The organism is Pseudomonas poae, assembly GCA_028869255.1.
Taxonomy (GTDB): domain Bacteria; phylum Pseudomonadota; class Gammaproteobacteria; order Pseudomonadales; family Pseudomonadaceae; genus Aquipseudomonas; species Aquipseudomonas poae_C.
Window position 1 is genome coordinate 6,593,228 of the sequence record CP110972.1, and the last position, 17,757, is coordinate 6,610,984.

Here is a 17,757-nt window from a genome sequence, read left to right on the forward strand (position 1 = left end):
GGCAAGGGGTGAGCGGGCAACCGAACACGTGACAGTCTGGTAGCGGGCTGTCTGAATAAGTTTTGCCCGCGAGGGCAAGTTTCCATAAGCAATTTCGAGAGACGGATGAACATCACCACCTTAGCCAAACGCACGTGCCTGCTTCTTTCGCTGATCATCACCCCGGCCGCCTGGGCGGTTGAAATGGTGCCGGCTTCCCCGCAACTGGCTGCCAAGGCCTGGGTCCTCATGGATGCCGCCAGCGGCAACGTGCTGGTCGAGAACAACGGTGACCAGCGCCTGCCACCGGCCAGCCTGACCAAACTGATGACGGCCTACATCGCGACCCTGGAAATCCGTCGCGGCCAGATCGGCGAAAACGACCCGGTCACCGTCAGCGAAAACGCCTGGCGTACCGGCGGTTCGCGCATGTTCATCAAGGTCGGTTCGCAAGTGACCGTGAGCGACCTGCTGCACGGCATCATCATCCAGTCCGGCAACGACGCCAGCGTGGCGCTGTCCGAGCACATCGCCGGCAGCGAAGATGCGTTCGCCGACATGATGAACAAAACCGTTGCCGACCTGGGCATGACCAACAGCCACTTCATGAACCCGACCGGCCTGCCAAACCCTGAGCACTACTCGTCGGCTCATGACATGGCGATCCTGGCGCGCGCGATCATCCGCGTTGACCCGGTGCACTACGCGATCTACTCCCAGAAGGAGTTCTTCTGGAACAACATCAAGCAGCCTAACCGTAACCTGTTGCTGTGGCGCGACAAGACCGTCGACGGTCTGAAAACCGGCCACACCGAAGAAGCCGGCTACTGCATGGTGTCGTCCGCCGTACGTGATGGCCAGCGCCTGATTGCCGTGGTTTTCGGCACCAACAGCGAGCAGGCCCGTGCGGCCGAGACGCAAAAACTGCTGACCTACGGTTTCCGCTTCTTCGAAACCCAGACCTTCTATCAGAAGGGTGCCGAGCTGGCGACTGCGCCGGTGTGGAAAGGCGCAACCTCGCAAGTCAAGGCCGGCCTGGCTGAAGACCTGACCCTGACCATGCCTAAAGGCCAGCTGAAAAAGCTCGCTGCCAGCATGACCATGAACCCGCAACTGGTTGCACCTATCGCCAAGGGCGACGTGATCGGTAAAGTCGAAGTGAAACTGGACGACAAGGTGGTGCACAGCGCCGACCTGATCGCGCTGGACGCCGTCGACGAAGGTGGTATCTTCCGCCGCGTGTGGGATAGCATCCGTCTATTCTTCTACAGCTTGTTCAACTGATAGTGTGCACCTGCAAAGCCCCGCGTTGATCCGACGCGGGGCTTTGCCCGTCGCCACGGCTTACGCTTACGAGGCCGTTACGCCATGACCGATAAAGAAGTAGAAGTAAAGGCGCCAAAGATCGAATTCCCAGTGACGGATTATCCCGTCAAGGTGATCAGCGATACCGGCGTGGGCCGCAAGGACAAGATTCTCGAAATCGTGCGCAAATACGCGACGATCAACGACAACCGCGTGGATGAGCGTCAAAGCTCCACCGGCAAATACACCACGATCCAGTTGCACATCGTTGCGACGGATCAGGACCAGCTCTACAACATCAACAGTGAACTGCGGGCCACCGGCTTCGTGCACATGGTGCTGTGATGTCTGAGGTCCTGGGCTTTCGCGAGCTCGGCCAGATGGCCTATGAGCCCGTCTGGCATGCCATGCAGCGGTTCACCAATGAACGTGGCAACTCGGCCCCGGATGAAATCTGGCTGGTGGAACACCCGCCGGTCTTCACCCAGGGCCAGGCCGGCAAGGCTGAACATCTGCTGCTGCCGGGGGATATTCCGGTGGTGCAGGTCGACCGAGGTGGCCAAGTGACTTACCATGGCCCCGGTCAACTGGTGGCTTACTTGCTGCTGGATGTACGCAAGCTTGGGTTTGGCGTACGCGACCTGGTGAGCCGCATGGAGGCTTGCCTGATCGAGCTGTTGGCCAGTTACGGCGTGAGCGCCGCGGCCATGCCCGATGCACCCGGTGTGTATGTGGACGGCGCGAAAATCGCGTCCCTCGGCTTACGGATTCGCCACGGTTGCTCCTTTCATGGCCTGGCCTTGAACGTAGACATGGACCTGGCGCCGTTCCGACGGATCAACCCCTGTGGTTACGCCGGGTTGGCGATGACCCAACTGAGCGACCACGCCACACCGATTAAATTTGCCGAGGTAAGTGCCCGGCTGCGTGCGCAGCTCGTCAAACACCTCGACTATGCTGAGCAGACGACCCTTACGGGCGGAATCGACTGATTATGACTACTGATGCAGTGCAAACCATGATCCCGACGCTGGACATCACCGAGCGTCCGGCCCCGGCCCCGCGTGCCAAGGTGGAAGCCGGCGTCAAGCTGCGCGGCGCCGAGAAGGTTGCACGCATCCCGGTCAAGATCATCCCGACCACCGAACTGCCGAAAAAGCCTGACTGGATCCGCGTGCGCATTCCGGTTTCGCCGGAAGTCGACCGTATCAAGGCCCTGCTGCGCAAACACAAGCTGCACAGCGTGTGCGAAGAAGCCTCCTGCCCGAACCTGGGCGAGTGCTTCTCCGGCGGCACCGCGACCTTCATGATCATGGGTGACATCTGCACCCGTCGTTGCCCATTCTGCGACGTTGGCCACGGCCGGCCGAAGCCACTGGATGTCAACGAGCCGGAAAGTCTGGCCATCGCCATCGCCGACCTGAAACTCAAATACGTAGTGATTACCTCGGTAGACCGCGACGACCTGCGCGACGGCGGTGCCCAGCACTTTGCCGACTGCATCCGCGAGATCCGCAAACTGTCGCCGAATGTGATGCTTGAAACCCTGGTCCCGGACTACCGTGGCCGTATGGACGTGGCGCTGGAAATCACCGCCGCCGAGCCGCCGGATGTGTTCAACCACAACCTGGAAACCGTGCCGCGCCTGTACAAGGCGGCGCGCCCGGGTTCGGACTACCAGTGGTCGCTGACCCTGCTGCAGAAATTCAAGCAGATGATGCCGCACATTCCGACCAAATCCGGCCTGATGCTGGGCTTGGGCGAAACCGACGAAGAAGTGATCGAAGTCATGAAGCGCATGCGCGAACACGACATCGACATGCTGACCCTGGGCCAGTACCTGCAGCCGTCCCGCAGCCATTTGCCGGTGCAGCGTTTCGTGCACCCGGACACCTTCGCCTGGTTCGCCGAAGAAGGCTACAAGATGGGCTTCAAGAACGTGGCGTCGGGCCCGCTGGTACGTTCTTCGTATCACGCCGACGAACAGGCCAAGCTGGTCAAGGCAAGCCTGGTTTCGTAATAAATCTGCGTAACACTGCAGATCCAATGTGGGAGCTGGCTTGTGTGGGAGCTGGCTTGCCTGCGATGCAGACGCCTCGGTTTTCAGCCAAACCGAGGTGATGCTATCGCAGGCAAGCCAGCTCCCACAGGGTCCAGCTCCCACATTTCGTTCCGCGTGATACAGGGAGACCCATGGATGACAACTCAACTCGCAGCCGCGGTACCTGCACTTCGCCCCGAAGGCATCATTGGCTTGATCGCCCCTGCCGGCCCTGCCGCGCTGGAGGTGGAAAAAGCCGGGCAATGGATGCGCGCACGTGGCTACGAGCTACGGATTTTCCCAGGTGTATACGAACGCGACGGCTACCTCGCGGGCAGCGACAAGGTGCGCCTGCGTGACCTTCACGCCGCCTTTGCCGACCCCGAAATCGATGCCATTTTCTGCCTGCGCGGCGGCTACGGTACGCCACGCCTGCTCGATAGCCTGGACTTCGACCTGCTGCGCGCCAACCCCAAGCCGTTCGTAGGCTACAGCGACATCACCGCCTTGCACCTGGCGATCAGCCGCTACGCCGGTTTTGTGACCTTTCACGGGCCGATGCTGAACGCCGACCTGTTGGGCGACAAGCAGCCGCCTACTGAGTCCGCTTTGTTCAGCCTGCTGCGCGGCCAGCTGGGCGCCGGCAGCGTGTTGGCGCACCCGGTGGCCTACCCGTTGACCACGATTGAACCTGGCATCGCCTGTGGGCGGTTGCTGGGGGGCAACTTGTCGATGATCGCGGCGGTGATGGGCACCGAGTATGAAATCGACGCCGACGGCATCATCCTGTTTATCGAGGACGTCAACGAGCCGATCTACCGGATCGACCGTCTGCTGACCCATTTGCGTCTGGCGGGCAAGCTGGACCAGGTGGCCGGTGTGTTGGTGGGGGATGTGGCGGGTGTGGATGACGCCGCACTGGAGCGCCTGCTGAAGCAGACGTTTGCGCCGTTGTGCATTCCGGTGCTGTCCGGCTGGCGCAGTGGGCATTGCGACCCGAACCTGACGCTGCCGATGGGCGCGTTGGTGCGGTTGGATGCGGGGGAGCAGCGGGTGGTGTTGGAGCAGGATGTGGTGTTCAAATCCTGAAACCAGCGCTGAGTGGCTGTGGCGAGCGGGCTTGCCCGCGTTGGGTTGCGAAGCAGCCCTAAAACCGGACACCGAATTCTTTCAAGAAGGTCGTGTTGGCTCTATTGATTGGGGCCGCTTCGCGGCCCAACGCGGGCAAGCCCGCTCGCCACAATAGCGGCCTGCCAATCAGCGGTTCTGCAACGACTCCAGCAACTTCACCGTCGGATACCCATCCGCCGGCCAGCCCAGTGCTTGTTGCGCCGCACGAATCGCCTTGCGCGTATTGGCGCCGATGATCCCGTCCGGGTTGCCCGCGTCATAGCCATTGGCGCTCAGCGCCGTCTGCAGATCAATGCGCTGGGAGCGACTCAGCGGCAGCTCATCTTTCGGCCAATCGCCGCGAATGACCCCACCGCCACCAAAGCGTTCCGACAGCAGGCCCACGGCCAATGCATAGGATGACGAGTTGTTGTACTTGAGGATGGCACGGAAGTTATCCAGCACCAGGAATGCCGGGCCACGGTAGCCGGCCGGCAGCAGCAGGGCGGCGGACAGTTGGTCGACGTTCGGCGGCATGCTGGCGCCCGGTGGCAGTTGGATGCCGAGTTTCAGCCAGTCGGCCACACTCTTGCGTACGCTGCCATCGGCCAGGGCATAGTCGAAGTTCGCCGGCAATTGCTTGACCTCAAAGCCCCACGGCTGGCCTTTCTGCCAGCCGGAGCTTTGCAGGTAGTGCGCAGTGGAGGCGAGGGCGTCGGCCGGGCTGTTCCAGATATCGCGGCGACCGTCGCCATCGAAGTCCACGGCGTGGGTGTTGTAGGTGGTCGGGATGAATTGGGTCTGGCCCATGGCCCCGGCCCAGGAGCCTTTCATCTGGTCGGCCTGGATATCGCCATGCTGGATGATCTGCAGCGCCGCGAGCAGTTGCGCCTGGGCAAAGGCCGGGCGACGGCCTTCGTAGGCCAGGGTCGCGAGGGAGCGGATCACCGAGTTATTGCCCTGGAACTGGCCGAAGTTACTCTCCATGCCCCACACCGAGACCAGCGCCTGGCGGTCGACGCCGTAGCGTTGTTCGATGCTTTGCAGGATGTCGGCGTACTTGATCAGCAGCGCCTGGCCATTGCGTACGCGCAGCGGCGACAGCGCGCCGTCGAGGTACTCCCACACCGGGCGGGAAAACTCCGGCTGGCTGCGGTCAGCGCGGATTACCGCCATGTCGGGGGTGACATTGGCGAAGGCGTTATCGAACACCGCCGCGGTGATGCCGGCCTGCAGGGCTTGCACACGAAAGCCCGCCTGCCATTCGGCAAAGGTCTGGGTCGGTTGGATATCGAGGTTGTCCACGGCCAGCGGGGCCACGACAGCGGGCGCTACCACCGGGGCGGTCTGGAGCGTCGGCAAGGGTCGAGCGTCGGCGGCGGTGGGTTTTTCCGCGCAGGCGACTAGCAGAATGAGGCTGGAGGCAGCGATCAGTTGGCGAAAGTGCCAACGACGGGAAAGACTAGAGGGCATGCACAGGTCCAGGGATTACAAATCAGGAACAGACCTTATCATGCCAGAGGGGCGCTTGCCTTCAGGCAGCCAGAAAGTAAGAAGCCTCCCAGCTATTAGACTGGAAGGCTTCGCGGCGGTAGCTGCCTTTGCCCTTGCCGGCGCGTTCCTGACGGCTGCGGAACAGTGGCTGGGCGATGATGGATTTGGCCTTGTTGGGGCCATGCTTGGATGGCTTTTTGCTCATGGTCAATGCTCTCTGAAGGTGGGATGCAGCGGCGCAAATCATCTGCCGAAGTTGCGTCGCTGTAAAGCCCGGCGATGTGTAGGCGCTTTCGCAATCTGAAGTGAGCACGGTTAATGTGGGAGCTGGCTTGCCTGCGATAGCGCAGGGTCAGCTTGCCTCTTTAACACGGATAAAACGCTATCGCAGGCAAGCCAGCTCCCACAGGGGAATGCGGTGTTATTCGGCAGGCAATGTCAGGCGTTGGCCGGCCATCAAAAGCGACAAACGGCTCAAGCTCATCCACGGTGAGCCGGCCGCCTGGCCTTTGATCTGCGCATCAATACGCTGCGCTTCCAGCAACAGTTGCGCCCAGCGTTGCGCCGAGTGCCGTTGCAGGGCTTTGCTCATCAGCGGTTTGCGCTTGTCCCACACGGGTGGCCTGGCCTGGCTGAAGGCTTTATCCAGCGGGGTGCCCTGGCTGTATTGCAGGGCAATATTGGCCAGCACCCGCAGCTCCCGGGCCAGGGCCCAGAGAATCACCGGCGGCTCAACGCCTTCGCCGCGCAGGCCCTCAAGCATGCGCAGGGCGTGAGCCGGTTCGCCATTGAGGATCGCATCCACCAGCCCGAACACGTCAAAACGTGCACTGTCGGCCACGGCGCTCTGGACGGTCTCGACGGTAATTTGCCCGTCTTCGGCCATCAGCTTGAGCTTTTCGATCTCCTGGGCGGCGGCCAGCAAGTTACCTTCGACCCTGGCGGCGATCAGCTCCACCGCGTCCTGAGTGGCCGACAGCCCCGCTTGGGACAGGCGCTGGCGAATCCACTGCGGCAATTGGTTGCTGTCCACCGGCCAGATCTGGATGAACTGGGTGTGTGCCCCTTCCACCAGGGCCTTGCCCCATTTGGTTTTCTGCGCGCTGCCGTCGAGCTTGGGCAGGCTGATCAGCAATACCGTGTCTTCGGCTGGTCGCGAGCAGTATTCCATCAGGGCCGCGGCGCCTTTGTCACCCGGCTTGCCCGAAGGCAGGCGCAGTTCCAGCAGGCGCTTTTCGGCAAACAACGACATGCTCGCGCCGGCTTGCAGCAGCGTACCCCAGTCGAAACTGGCGTCGGCGCTGAACACCTGGCGTTCATCGAAGCCTTGCTGGCGTGCGGCGCTGCGAATGGCGTCGGCGGCTTCCTGACACAGCAGCGGGTCATCACCGCTGACGATGTAGACAGGCGCGAGGCCACCTTGCAGGTGTTTGGCGAGTTGGGCGGGGGCGAGTTTCATAGGCAGGGCGAACGGGGCGCCGGGGGCGCCCGTCTGGCTTACTCGACAGGTACTTCAACAGGCGACTGTTTCGGCGTGTTGTTTTCGTATTCCTGTGCGGCTTTCAGCGCGTCGGCATCGGCCTTGGCCTTGGCGTCAGCACGTTGCTGCAAGGTCTCGAGTTGTTCCGGGGTCACCATCGACAGGCGCAGAACCATGCGCTGTACCAGCTCGCGACGCATTTCCTTGCGGACCTGGGTGATTTCGGAGTCCGAACCCACCAGGTTGTTGCCGTCGTGGCTCACAATTTTCTGCACTCTGGATGTGGTCACCCATCAACGGCAGGTGATCGCGGCCCTGAACTTCAAAGCTGAGCACAGTGCTCAGTTCGATATCGGACGCACGGCCGGCGCTGGCGTAGCTCAGGTTGCGCTGGGTTTCTTTTTCGTCGGCCAGGAACAGCTTGTAGGTCGCGCCGGTGTAGACGTGAACGCCGCTGTTCTGCAGAACCTGACGCAGCTGGGTCACGGTGTCGCTGTAGGCGTCGCGGGCGCTGACGTCCAGTTCCTTGATCGTCAGGTCGGTGGTGCCGGTACCGCGCAGCTGGAAGCCGCAAGCGCTCAGCAGCACAGCAAGGCCCATCACCAGCAAATTGCGTTTGATCATTTTGTTGCTCCCCTTGAAACCATGTGGGCCTTATCGAGGCCCTGAAGGCTTTGTTCGGCGCAGGGCTCAAGCCCTGCACCCGATCCGATTAGCTAGCGACGATATTGACCAGTTTGCCAGGCACCACGATCACTTTGCGGATCGTCAGGCCTTCGGTAAAGCGCAGCACGTTTTCGTTGATACGTGCCGCCGCTTCTACGTCTTCACGGCTGGCGGTGGCCGGCATGTCGATCTGACCACGCAGTTTACCGTTGACCTGGATCACCAGTTGCAGCGTGTCCTGGACCAGGGCGCTGTCATCCTGCACCGGCCAGCGCGCATCGATGACCGCGCCGCTATGGCCCAGACGGTTCCACAGATCGTGGCTGATGTGCGGAGTGATCGGAGCCAGCAGCAGCACGACCGTTTCCAGGCCTTCCTGTACCAGTGCACGATCCTGTTCGGTGGCTTGCGGCGCTTTTTCCAGCACGTTCATCAGCGTCATCACCTGGGCGACGGCGGTGTTGAACTTATGGTGCTGGCCCACGTCCTGGCCGGCTTGCTTGATGGCCAGGTGGGTGCTGCGGCGAATGACTTTCTGCTCGTCGCTCAAGGCTGCCACATCCAGTTTGCCCGGCAGGCCCTGGCTGACATGCGCGTGCGCCAGGCGCCAGACGCGCTTGAGGAAACGGTGCGAGCCTTCGACGCCGGAGTCGGACCATTCGGCGCTCATGTCGGGCGGCGAGGCGAACATCATGAACAGGCGGCAGGTATCGGCGCCGAACTGGTCGATCATCGACTGAGGGTCGACGCCGTTGTTCTTGGACTTGGCCATCTTCTCGGTGCCGCCGATTTCCACCGGCAGGCCGTCGGCGATCAGCTTGGCGCTGATGACCTTGGCTTTGCTGTCGCGCTCAAGCTCGACGTCGGCCGGGTTGAACCAGGTGTAGGCGCCATTGGCTTCGCGGCGGTAGTAGGTTTCGGCAACCACCATGCCCTGGGTCAGCAGGTTCTTGAACGGCTCATCGGAGCTCACCAGGCCTTCGTCGCGCATCAGTTTGTGGAAGAAGCGAGCGTACAGCAGGTGAAGAATGGCGTGTTCGATACCACCGATGTACTGATCCACCGGCAACCAGTGGTCGGCTGCGGATTTTTCCACCAGCCCACCTTCATAGTGCGGCGAGGCGTAACGGGCGTAGTACCACGAGGACTCGACGAAGGTGTCCATGGTGTCGGTTTCACGCTTGGCCGGTGCGCCGCATTTCGGGCAGCTGCACTCATAGAACTCGGGCATGCGCGCCAGCGGCGAACCGGCGCCATCCGGCACCACGTCTTCCGGCAACACGACCGGCAGTTGGTCTTCTGGTACTGGCACGTCGCCACAGCTTTCGCAGTGGATGATCGGGATCGGGCAGCCCCAGTAGCGCTGGCGGCTGATGCCCCAATCGCGCAGGCGGAACTGGGTGCGCGAGGCGCCCAGGTTCTTCTTGATCAGCGCGACTTCGATCGCGTCGAAGGCGCCCTGGAAATCCAGGCCGTCGAACTCGCCGGAATTGATCAGCGTGCCGTGCTCGCCATAGGCGTCCTGCCACGGGGCCGGGTGGGTGTCGCCCGAGCTGGTGCGTACTACCGATTTGATCGGCAGGCTGTACTTGGTGGCGAATTCGAAATCGCGCTCGTCGTGAGCGGGGACTGCCATTACGGCGCCATCGCCGTAGTGCATCAGCACATAGTTGGCGACCCACACCGGCAGTTTTTCACCGGTCAGCGGGTGCTCGACGAACAGGCCGGTCGGCAGGCCTTTTTCTCTTGGGTGGCAACGTCGGCTTCGGCCACGCTGCCGCCTTTGCATTCGGCGATGAACGCCTGCAGCTCAGGGTTGTTCTGTGCGGCCTGAGTAGCCAGCGGGTGTTCGGCGGCCACGGCGACGTAAGTCGCGCCCATCAGGGTATCCGCACGGGTGGTGAAGACCTTGAGTGCGCCCGCTTCGCCGATCGAATCGACGTTGTACGGGAACTGCACTTCCATGCCCTTGGATTTGCCGATCCAGTTGCGCTGCATGGTCTTGACCTGTTCAGGCCAACCCGGCAGGTCGTCGAGGCTCGACAGGAGCTCATCGGCGTAGGCCGTGATCTTGAAGTAGTACATCGGGATTTCGCGCTTTTCGATCAGCGCGCCGGAACGCCAGCCGCGACCGTCGATCACCTGCTCGTTGGCCAGGACGGTCTGGTCGATCGGGTCCCAGTTCACGGTGCCGCTTTTCTTGTAGATCACGCCTTTTTCGAACAGGCGAGTGAACAGCCATTGTTCCCAGCGGTAGTAATCCGGCTTGCAGGTGGTCACTTCGCGGGACCAGTCCACCGCCAGGCCCAGGCTGCGCAGCTGGGTCTTCATGTAGGCGATGTTTTCGTAGGTCCACTTGGCGGGGGCCACGTTGTTTTTCATCGCGGCGTTTTCCGCCGGCATGCCGAAGGCGTCCCAACCCATGGGTTGCAGGACGTTCTTGCCGAGCATGCGCTGGTAGCGCGAGATGACGTCACCGATGGTGTAGTTGCGCACGTGCCCCATGTGTAGCTTGCCGCTGGGGTAAGGGAACATCGATAGGCAGTAGTAAGTCTCCTTGCCTGGCTGTTCACTGACTTCAAAGGACTTTTGCTCGTCCCAGAAGGTTTGGGCGGCATTTTCTATTTCACGGGGCTGATATTGTTCGTGCATGGCTACTTTTGAACTGAATAGGGGTGGCCTAATCCTCTTCGGTGCAACGTTCAGGTTGTTCGACACCAAAAAGCGGCGCGTCCGTGCCCAAACCCTGCGGGAAGTGGAGTTACAGGAAGCGCCGTAGCATACATGACCCCACTCTATCGAGGGAAACCCTGATTGCGCGGCAAGGGCCGTCTGTCGCGGCACCAGGCAGGTGCAGCCACGGGGACTACGCTGTTTATTGGGGAGTGAGTCATATCTTCAATGAGGTGAGGGGATGGTTGAATCGCAGCGAATCGCAACGAAACCGGATATCTACGAAGGACTGATCGACCGATTGGGTCGTGCATTGGATGCAGCGAGAACCGCGGGCCGATTGTGTGATGAACGGCCTGTGGAGTTGGAACTGCGCGGGTTGAGCTGCGCGGAGCTGGAACTGATCAAGGCTTATCTGCAACAAAAAGGGCGCAGTGCGCCTCCATGGGTGGCAACCCCGCCAACCAGGGAACCTGCGCACTCAGCCAAGGTGGTGTGGCTCAAGGACTTGTCGGCCGGTCGTGGCCCGGAAAAGCTCCGGTCCGCCCGCTACAAGTAGTTCACTGCCCCCCTGAACTGCACCATCGCGCCAAGTCATGCTGACGCACGCTGGAGATTGTCGCTGAACCCGTTAAACCTTAGGCTTCGGGCATCTATGGAGATGCCCGATGCCTATTCGTTATTTCATTAAACAACTGCTCCTGCCGCCCGGCATTCTTTTGCTGTTGCTGGCTCTTGCCTGGTGGTTTCGGCGCAGCCGCCCACGGCTGGCCGCTTGTTGCTTCGCCCTCGGGCTGGGCGGCATGTGGCTGATCAGCCTGCCGGTGGCGGTTGAGTGGGGCGCACGAGCCCTGGAGACCGAGCCGCCGCTGGCCCGTGAAGACTGGTCCACCCTGGCGCAGCGCGCCGACGCGATTGTGGTGTTGGGCTCGGGCAGGGAGCGCGGTGACCCGGCCTGGGGCACTGACCAGCCAACGGGCATCGGCCTGGAGCGCCAGCGCTATGCCGCCCGCCTGGCCAAGGCTTCCGGGCTGCCGGTGTTGACCACCGGCGGCTTGCATTACGACACGCCGCCCAGTGAGGCGCAGTTGATGGCGGTGTCGATGCAGGACGACTTTGGCGTGGCGGTACGCTGGAAGGAAGAGCGCAGCCGCACCACCTGGGAAAACGCCCAGATGAGTGCCGAAATATTGCTGCCTGAAGGCATCAAGCGTGTAGTGGTGGTAACCCATGCCGCGCACATGCCGCGTTCGGTGTGGAGCTTTGAAAAAGCCGGTTTCACCGTGGTGCCCGCGCCGGTGGGGTTCCTGGGCGTGGACAATGCCCGACCGCTGGGCGGCTGGATGCCGGAGTTCAAGTCGGTGTGGCAAAGCGGGCAGTTGATCAACGAGGCGGTGGGGCAGGTGGGGTATCGGTTGTTCTATAGGTAACGACGCAAATCAAATGTGGGAGCGGGCTCGCTCGCGAATGCATTGTGTCAGTCGATGCATATACCGACTGATTCACCGCATTCGCGAGCAAGCCCGCTCCCACATTGTTTTGTGTTCCGCCTTTAGACCGTCTTGGACATCCGCCCAGCCAGCAGCGCCCAGCCGAACAACGCCAGGCACACAATAATCAACGGCCACGACCGCCATTGCAGGTACGGCGTGAGGTTGTGCATCGGCACCACTTCGCCATACAAAATTCCGCGCTCGAACTGCGGGATCTGCGCGGTGATCTGCCCGAACGGGTTGATCAGGCCGGTCACGCCGTTGTTGGTGGCGCGGATCATCCAGCGGCCGGCCTCCAGTGCGCGCATCTGGGCCATTTGCAGGTGTTGCAGGGGCCCGATCGAGCGGCCGAACCAGGTGTCATTGCTGATGGTCAGCAACAAGTCGCTCTGGGCTGACAGGCCAGCGGCGAACTCCGGGTACACCACTTCATAGCAAATGAACGGCGCTATCTGATAGCCCTTGGCCTGCAGCATCGACTGGTCGGCGGGGCCGCGGGCGAAGTCCGACATGGGCAGGTCGAAGAAGGCAATCAGCCCGCGCAGCATGTCTTGCAGCGGTACGTATTCGCCAAACGGCACCAGTTTCTGCTTCAGGTAGGTGCCGTCGCCTTCACCGACCACGGTGATGCCGTTGAAGTAGCGCTTCTGGTGATGTACTTCCTGGCGAATCGGTACGCCGGTGATCAGCGCCGTGTGCCGGTCGGCGGCAAACTTGCCCATCATCCCCAGGTAGCCCTCGACGGACTCCTTGAGCACCGGTACGGCAGTTTCCGGCCACACCAGCAGGTCGACCGGCTTGGAGCTGAAACTCATGTCGCGGTACAGCGCGAGCTGCGCATTGAGCTGCTCCGGGTCCCACTTCATGCTTTGTTCAACGTTGCCCTGGATCGCGGCCACGGTCAGTGGCGCGCCGGAGGGCGTGGTCCAGGCGTGATGCTTGAGCGCCAGGCCAATGGCCCACGGGGCAACCAGCAGCACCAGGCCCGCAGCGGTAAACGCGTTGCGTTTGCCGGCCAGCAGGCGCGGCAGGTTGCACAGCAGGGCCGCCGTGAGGGCCAGGGCAAAGGAAATCAGCCACATGCCACCCACTGGCGCGAGGCCCGTGAGGGGGCCGTCGAGCTGGCTGTAACCGGAATACAACCACGGGAAACCCGTGAGGAACCAGCCGCGAAAGGCTTCCTGGCCGACCCACAGCGCAGCAAACGTCAGCGCATCGGCCAATGGCGCTTCGTTACGGCGCAGCCAGCGCGCCCACAGCCACGCAGGCAGGGCGAAGAACCAGGCAATCGCGGCGGTAAACAGCAGCATCAAAAAGCCAGCCAGCAGCACCGAGGCGCCACCGAAGTGGTGGATGCTGTAGTAGATCCAGCTGGTGCCGGCGCCAAACAAGCCGAAACCGAAGCACCAGCCACGGCCCAGGGCCTGGCGTGGTGTCAGTTCCCGCAGGCCGATATAGAACAGTCCGACCGCGACCAGTGCAATCGGCCACAGATCGAACGGCGCCAGCGCCAGGGTAGTGATGGCGCCGGCCACCACGGCCAGCAGGTTACCGGGCCAGCCGGGTGCGATCAAACGGCGCATGTCAGTCCTTAGCGGGCAATAGGTGTCAGGCGAATCAGGTGAATACGACGGCTATCGGCATTCAGGATGCGGAAGCGGTAAGCGCCGATCTCGGTGGTTTCGTTGCGTTTAGGCAAGTGGCCAAATGCACTCATCACCAGCCCGCCAACCGTGTCGAACTCATCGTCGGAGAATTCGCTGTCGAAGAACTCGTTGAAGTTCTCGATCGGCGTCAGCGCCTTGACCAGGAAATCACCGCTGGGCAGCGGCTTGATGTAGCTGTCTTCTTCGACATCGTGCTCGTCTTCGATGTCGCCGACGATCTGTTCCAGCACGTCTTCGATGGTCACCAGGCCCGCTACGCCGCCGTATTCGTCGATCACAATGGCCATGTGATTGTGGTTGGCGCGAAATTCGCGCAGCAGCACATTCAGGCGCTTGGATTCAGGCACGAAGGTGGCCGGGCGCAGCAGGTCCTTGATGTTGAAGTTGTCGCCGTTCTCCTTGAGGATCAGCGGCAACAGGTCCTTGGCCAGCAGGACACCCATGACGTCGTCATGGCTTTCACCGATCACCGGGTAGCGCGAGTGCGCCGAGTCGATCACGGCCGGGAGGAATTCCCGTGGGGTCTGGGTCGCCTTGATGCTGACCATCTGCGAGCGCGGGACCATGATGTCGCGAACCTGCAGGTCAGCCACCTGGATGGCGCCTTCGACGATGGCCAGCGCTTCGCTGTCCAGCAACTTGTTCTGATGGGCCTCGCGCAGCAGCTCCAGCAGCTCCTGGCGGTTTTTCGGCTCGTGGGCAAAAGCCTGGGTCAGTTTACCCAGCCATGACTTTTGCCCGTTGCTCGATCGGTCTTCGCTCATAGCGATTACTCTAAATCCTTTGATGTTTCAGTTGAGTGTTGATCAGTTTTCGTCGTCTGCATAAGGGTCGCGATGACCCAATTCTGCAAGCAACGTTTGTTCCAGGGTTTCCATTTCCTCGGCTTCGTCATCGTCTATATGGTCGTAACCCAAGAGATGCAAGCAGCCGTGGATGACTAGATGGGCCCAGTGGGCCTCAAGTTCCTTGCCTTGCTCCTTCGCCTCACGCTCGACCACCGCGACGCAGATCACCAGGTCGCCCAACAGCGGGATATCCAGCAGCTCATCCGGTACGTCGGCGGGGAAGGACAGCACGTTGGTCGCGTAATCCTTTTGGCGCCAGGTGTGGTTCAGTTCGCGGCCTTCGGGCTCGTCCACCAGACGGATGGTCAGCTCCGAGTCGGCGGTGCGCTGGCGCAGGGCCAGAGCACACCATTGGCGGAACTGTTCTTCGCTGGGGGCGGGCGCTTCGGTGGCCAGCTGCAGGTCAAGCTCAAGCATCGCGGCGGGCGTCCTTTGACAGTCCGTCGTCGCGGTGTTCGAAGCGCTCATAGGCCTCGACAATGCGTTGCACCAGCGGATGGCGCACTACGTCCTTGGGCGAGAAGTGCGTGAAACTGATACCCGGCACGTCTTTGAGCACTTCAATCACATGGCTCAAGCCCGACTTGGTGCCCTTGGGCAGGTCAACCTGGGTAATGTCGCCGGTGATAATGGCCGTGGAGCCAAACCCGATGCGGGTAAGGAACATCTTCATCTGCTCGACTGTGGTGTTCTGACTTTCGTCGAGGATGATGAAACTGTTGCTCAAGGTGCGGCCGCGCATGTAAGCCAGCGGGGCGATTTCGATCACCTGGCGTTCGATCAGCTTGGCCACGTACTCGAAGCCGAGCATCTCGTACAGCGCGTCGTAGAGCGGGCGCAGGTACGGGTCGATCTTCTGGGCCAGGTCGCCGGGCAGGAAACCGAGCTTCTCGCCGGCTTCAACCGCTGGGCGCACCAGCAGGATGCGGCGTACTTGCTCGCGTTCCAGGGCGTCGACCGCGCAGGCCACGGCCAGGTAGGTCTTGCCGGTACCGGCCGGGCCGATGCCGAAATTGATGTCGTTGCCGAGGATTGCCTTGACGTACTTCTGCTGATTCAAGCCCTTTGGGCGAATCATGCCTTTTTTGGTACGCAGAGCCACGCTGGCCTCGGCCACGGGGTTGTTGGCCAGGTCTTCCACGGCCGATTCCTGCAGGTACAGGTGCACCGTTTCCGGTGACAGCTCACTACCCTTGGTTTCGCGGTAGAGGCGCCGCAGCAGGTTTTCTGCAGACGTGGTGTGCTGGGGTTCACCAATCAGCTCGAATTGATTGCCGCGGTTGCGGATCTCGATGCTCAGGCGTTGTTCGATCAGGCGCAGGTGCTCGTCGAACTGTCCGCACAGATTGGCGAAACGGCGAGCCTCAAACGGCTCGAGGAGAAAACGATGGGGTTCTGCTATGGGTGCGTTCAAGGTTGCTTTTAGCCGCCCTTTGGCTGTTGAAGTGAAACAGAGGATAACGCCAGCCGCCCGTGCGCGAAAGCACTTAAATGGGCTGCCTTCGATCTCAAGAACTATGAAGATCCACTGTGGGAGCTGGCTTGCCTGCGCTGAGGCCGGCACATCCAAAAGAGATGTTGCCTGTTAGCCCGCTATCGCAGGCAAGCCAGCTCCCACATTTTGCTCTGCATCAGGTCAGAGAGCTCAGTTGACCAACGACCCGCGCAACGAGTGAGGTTGCGCCGCATCAATGTGCACATCGGCAAACTGGCCGATCAGGGTTGGAGTGTCGCAACGGAAGTTTACGATTCGATTATTCTCGGTGCGGCCTTGCAGTTCGCCCGGGTCTTTTTTCGAGTAATCGGTGACCAGGATGCGCTGGATCGAACCGACCATTTGTCGGCTGATCTCGAAGCCTTGCTGGTTCAGGCGATGCTGCAGCGCGTTCAGACGCTCCTTTTTCAGCGCTTCCGGCGTGTCATCCGCCAGATCAGCGGCCGGAGTGCCCGGGCGCTGGCTGTAGACAAACGAGTAGGAAAAGTCGAAACCGACGTCTTCAATCAGCTTCATGGTCTGCTCGAAATCCTTCTCGGTTTCGCCGGGGAAGCCCACGATAAAGTCCGAGCTGATGCAAATGCCCGGCACCGCCGCACGCAGTTTGCGCAGTTTGGATTTGTATTCCACGGCGGTGTGGTTGCGCTTCATCGCCGAAAGGATGCGGTCCGAGCCCGATTGCACCGGCAAATGCAGGTGTTTGACCAGCTCCGGCACCTCGGCGTGTGCCTGGATCAGGCTGTCGGAGAACTCCAGCGGGTGCGAGGTGGTGTAGCGAATACGCTCGATACCGTCCACGGCGGCGACCACGCGGATCAGCTCCGCCAGGTCGGCCAGGCGCCCGTCGTGGGTCAGGCCGCGATAACCGTTGACGTTCTGGCCCAGCAGGGTCACTTCGCGCACGCCGTTTTCGGCGAGGTGGATGATTTCCGACAGCACGTCGTCAAACGGCCGGCTGACTTCTTCGCCACGGGTGTAGGGCACCACGCAGAAGGTGCAGTACTTGCTGCAGCCTTCCATCACCGACACATAAGCGCTCGGGCCGTCGATACGCGGCTCGGGCAAATGGTCGAATTTTTCGATTTCGGGGAACGACACGTCCACCTGCGGCAGCTTGGTGATGCGCGCAGCGTCGATCATTTCCGGCAGGCGGTGCAGGGTCTGCGGGCCAAAGACCACGTCGACATAGGGGGCGCGGTCGCGGATCGCGGCGCCTTCCTGGCTGGCCACGCAACCGCCGACGGCGATCACCATCTCCGGGTTGGCCAGTTTCAATTCGCGCCAGCGGCCCAGCTGCGAGTACACGCGGTCCTGGGCCCGCTCGCGGATCGAGCAGGTATTGAGCAGGATTACGTCGGCATCTTCGGCGCGGGCAGTGACTTCCAGGGCCTGGTGTTCACCCAGCAGGTCGACCATGCGCGAGCTGTCGTACTCGTTCATCTGGCAACCGTGGGTTTCGATATAAAGCTTCTTGGCCATGGGAATCGTCAACTGGTGGTAAAGAAC

Annotated in this window: 15 protein-coding genes and 2 pseudogenes; 7 read left to right on the top strand and 10 right to left on the bottom strand. The window is 61.5% G+C overall.

Annotation, left to right across the window (positions count from 1 at the left end; all coding sequences use genetic code 11):
• Positions 1 to 105: 105 nt before the first annotated feature.
• The 5 genes from LRS56_30025 to LRS56_30045 all read left to right on the top strand — a co-directional run bounded on the left by LRS56_30025 (position 106) and on the right by LRS56_30045 (position 4,414).
• A complete protein-coding gene (locus tag LRS56_30025) occupies positions 106 to 1,263 on the top strand; it encodes a D-alanyl-D-alanine carboxypeptidase (protein ID WDU62869.1) in 1,158 nt (385 codons plus the stop codon).
• Positions 1,264 to 1,347: 84 nt separating this feature from the next.
• The gene (locus LRS56_30030) at positions 1,348 to 1,629 is read left to right on the top strand and encodes a DUF493 domain-containing protein (GenBank protein WDU62870.1); all 282 of its coding nucleotides are present in this window, start codon (positions 1,348 to 1,350) and stop codon (positions 1,627 to 1,629) included.
• Entirely contained in the window at positions 1,629 to 2,276 is a 648-nt protein-coding gene (gene lipB / locus LRS56_30035; GenBank protein WDU62871.1) for a lipoyl(octanoyl) transferase LipB, read from the top strand. The genes LRS56_30030 and lipB overlap by 1 nt, the downstream gene beginning before the upstream one ends.
• A 26-nt stretch (positions 2,277 to 2,302) precedes the next feature.
• Positions 2,303 to 3,304 carry a lipoyl synthase gene (gene lipA, locus LRS56_30040; protein WDU65838.1) on the top strand — a complete coding sequence of 334 codons (1,002 nt, stop codon included), beginning with the start codon at positions 2,303 to 2,305 and terminating at the stop codon, positions 3,302 to 3,304.
• A gap of 177 nt (positions 3,305 to 3,481) precedes the next feature.
• Positions 3,482 to 4,414, top strand: a complete 933-nt coding sequence (locus tag LRS56_30045; protein WDU62872.1) for an LD-carboxypeptidase — start codon at positions 3,482 to 3,484, stop codon at positions 4,412 to 4,414.
• A 168-nt stretch (positions 4,415 to 4,582) separates the two neighbouring features.
• Here the strand turns inward: LRS56_30045 and LRS56_30050 are convergent, their stop codons facing one another.
• The 5 genes and pseudogenes from LRS56_30050 to leuS form a co-directional block, all read right to left on the bottom strand.
• Positions 4,583 to 5,908 (bottom strand): lytic murein transglycosylase, encoded by a 1,326-nt coding sequence (locus LRS56_30050; protein WDU62873.1) that lies wholly within the window; start codon positions 5,906 to 5,908, stop codon positions 4,583 to 4,585.
• Between the two features lie 61 nt (positions 5,909 to 5,969).
• Positions 5,970 to 6,134 (bottom strand): alternative ribosome rescue factor ArfA, encoded by a 165-nt coding sequence (gene arfA / locus LRS56_30055; GenBank protein ID WDU62874.1) that lies wholly within the window; start codon positions 6,132 to 6,134, stop codon positions 5,970 to 5,972.
• Positions 6,135 to 6,350: 216 nt separating this feature from the next.
• Positions 6,351 to 7,388: a DNA polymerase III subunit delta gene (gene holA, locus LRS56_30060; protein WDU62875.1), complete on the bottom strand. Its 1,038-nt coding sequence runs from the start codon at positions 7,386 to 7,388 to the stop codon at positions 6,351 to 6,353.
• A gap of 38 nt (positions 7,389 to 7,426) precedes the next feature.
• Positions 7,427 to 8,033: pseudogene (gene lptE / locus LRS56_30065) on the bottom strand (LPS assembly lipoprotein LptE).
• An 88-nt stretch (positions 8,034 to 8,121) separates the two neighbouring features.
• Positions 8,122 to 10,727 (bottom strand): annotated as a pseudogene (gene leuS / locus LRS56_30070) (leucine--tRNA ligase).
• Positions 10,728 to 10,989: 262 nt separating this feature from the next.
• Between leuS and LRS56_30075 the strand changes: the two are divergent.
• Together LRS56_30075 and LRS56_30080 are read left to right on the top strand one after the other, a co-directional pair.
• A complete protein-coding gene (locus tag LRS56_30075) occupies positions 10,990 to 11,307 on the top strand; it encodes a hypothetical protein (GenBank protein WDU62876.1) in 318 nt (105 codons plus the stop codon).
• Between the two features lie 109 nt (positions 11,308 to 11,416).
• Positions 11,417 to 12,178 (top strand): YdcF family protein, encoded by a 762-nt coding sequence (locus LRS56_30080; protein WDU62877.1) that lies wholly within the window; start codon positions 11,417 to 11,419, stop codon positions 12,176 to 12,178.
• A gap of 122 nt (positions 12,179 to 12,300) precedes the next feature.
• Here the strand turns inward: LRS56_30080 and lnt are convergent, their stop codons facing one another.
• The 5 genes from lnt to miaB form a co-directional block, all read right to left on the bottom strand.
• Positions 12,301 to 13,824 (bottom strand): apolipoprotein N-acyltransferase, encoded by a 1,524-nt coding sequence (lnt, locus tag LRS56_30085; protein ID WDU62878.1) that lies wholly within the window; start codon positions 13,822 to 13,824, stop codon positions 12,301 to 12,303.
• 8 nt (positions 13,825 to 13,832) lie between these two features.
• Positions 13,833 to 14,672 carry an HlyC/CorC family transporter gene (locus LRS56_30090; protein ID WDU62879.1) on the bottom strand — a complete coding sequence of 280 codons (840 nt, stop codon included), beginning with the start codon at positions 14,670 to 14,672 and terminating at the stop codon, positions 13,833 to 13,835.
• A 42-nt stretch (positions 14,673 to 14,714) separates the two neighbouring features.
• Positions 14,715 to 15,173, bottom strand: a complete 459-nt coding sequence (gene ybeY / locus LRS56_30095; protein ID WDU62880.1) for an rRNA maturation RNase YbeY — start codon at positions 15,171 to 15,173, stop codon at positions 14,715 to 14,717.
• Positions 15,166 to 16,170: a PhoH family protein gene (locus LRS56_30100; GenBank protein ID WDU62881.1), complete on the bottom strand. Its 1,005-nt coding sequence runs from the start codon at positions 16,168 to 16,170 to the stop codon at positions 15,166 to 15,168. The genes ybeY and LRS56_30100 overlap by 8 nt, the downstream gene beginning before the upstream one ends.
• A gap of 231 nt (positions 16,171 to 16,401) precedes the next feature.
• Positions 16,402 to 17,730, bottom strand: coding sequence for a tRNA (N6-isopentenyl adenosine(37)-C2)-methylthiotransferase MiaB (miaB, locus tag LRS56_30105; protein ID WDU62882.1), 1,329 nt, complete (start codon positions 17,728 to 17,730; stop codon positions 16,402 to 16,404).
• Between the last annotated feature and the right edge of the window lie 27 nt (positions 17,731 to 17,757).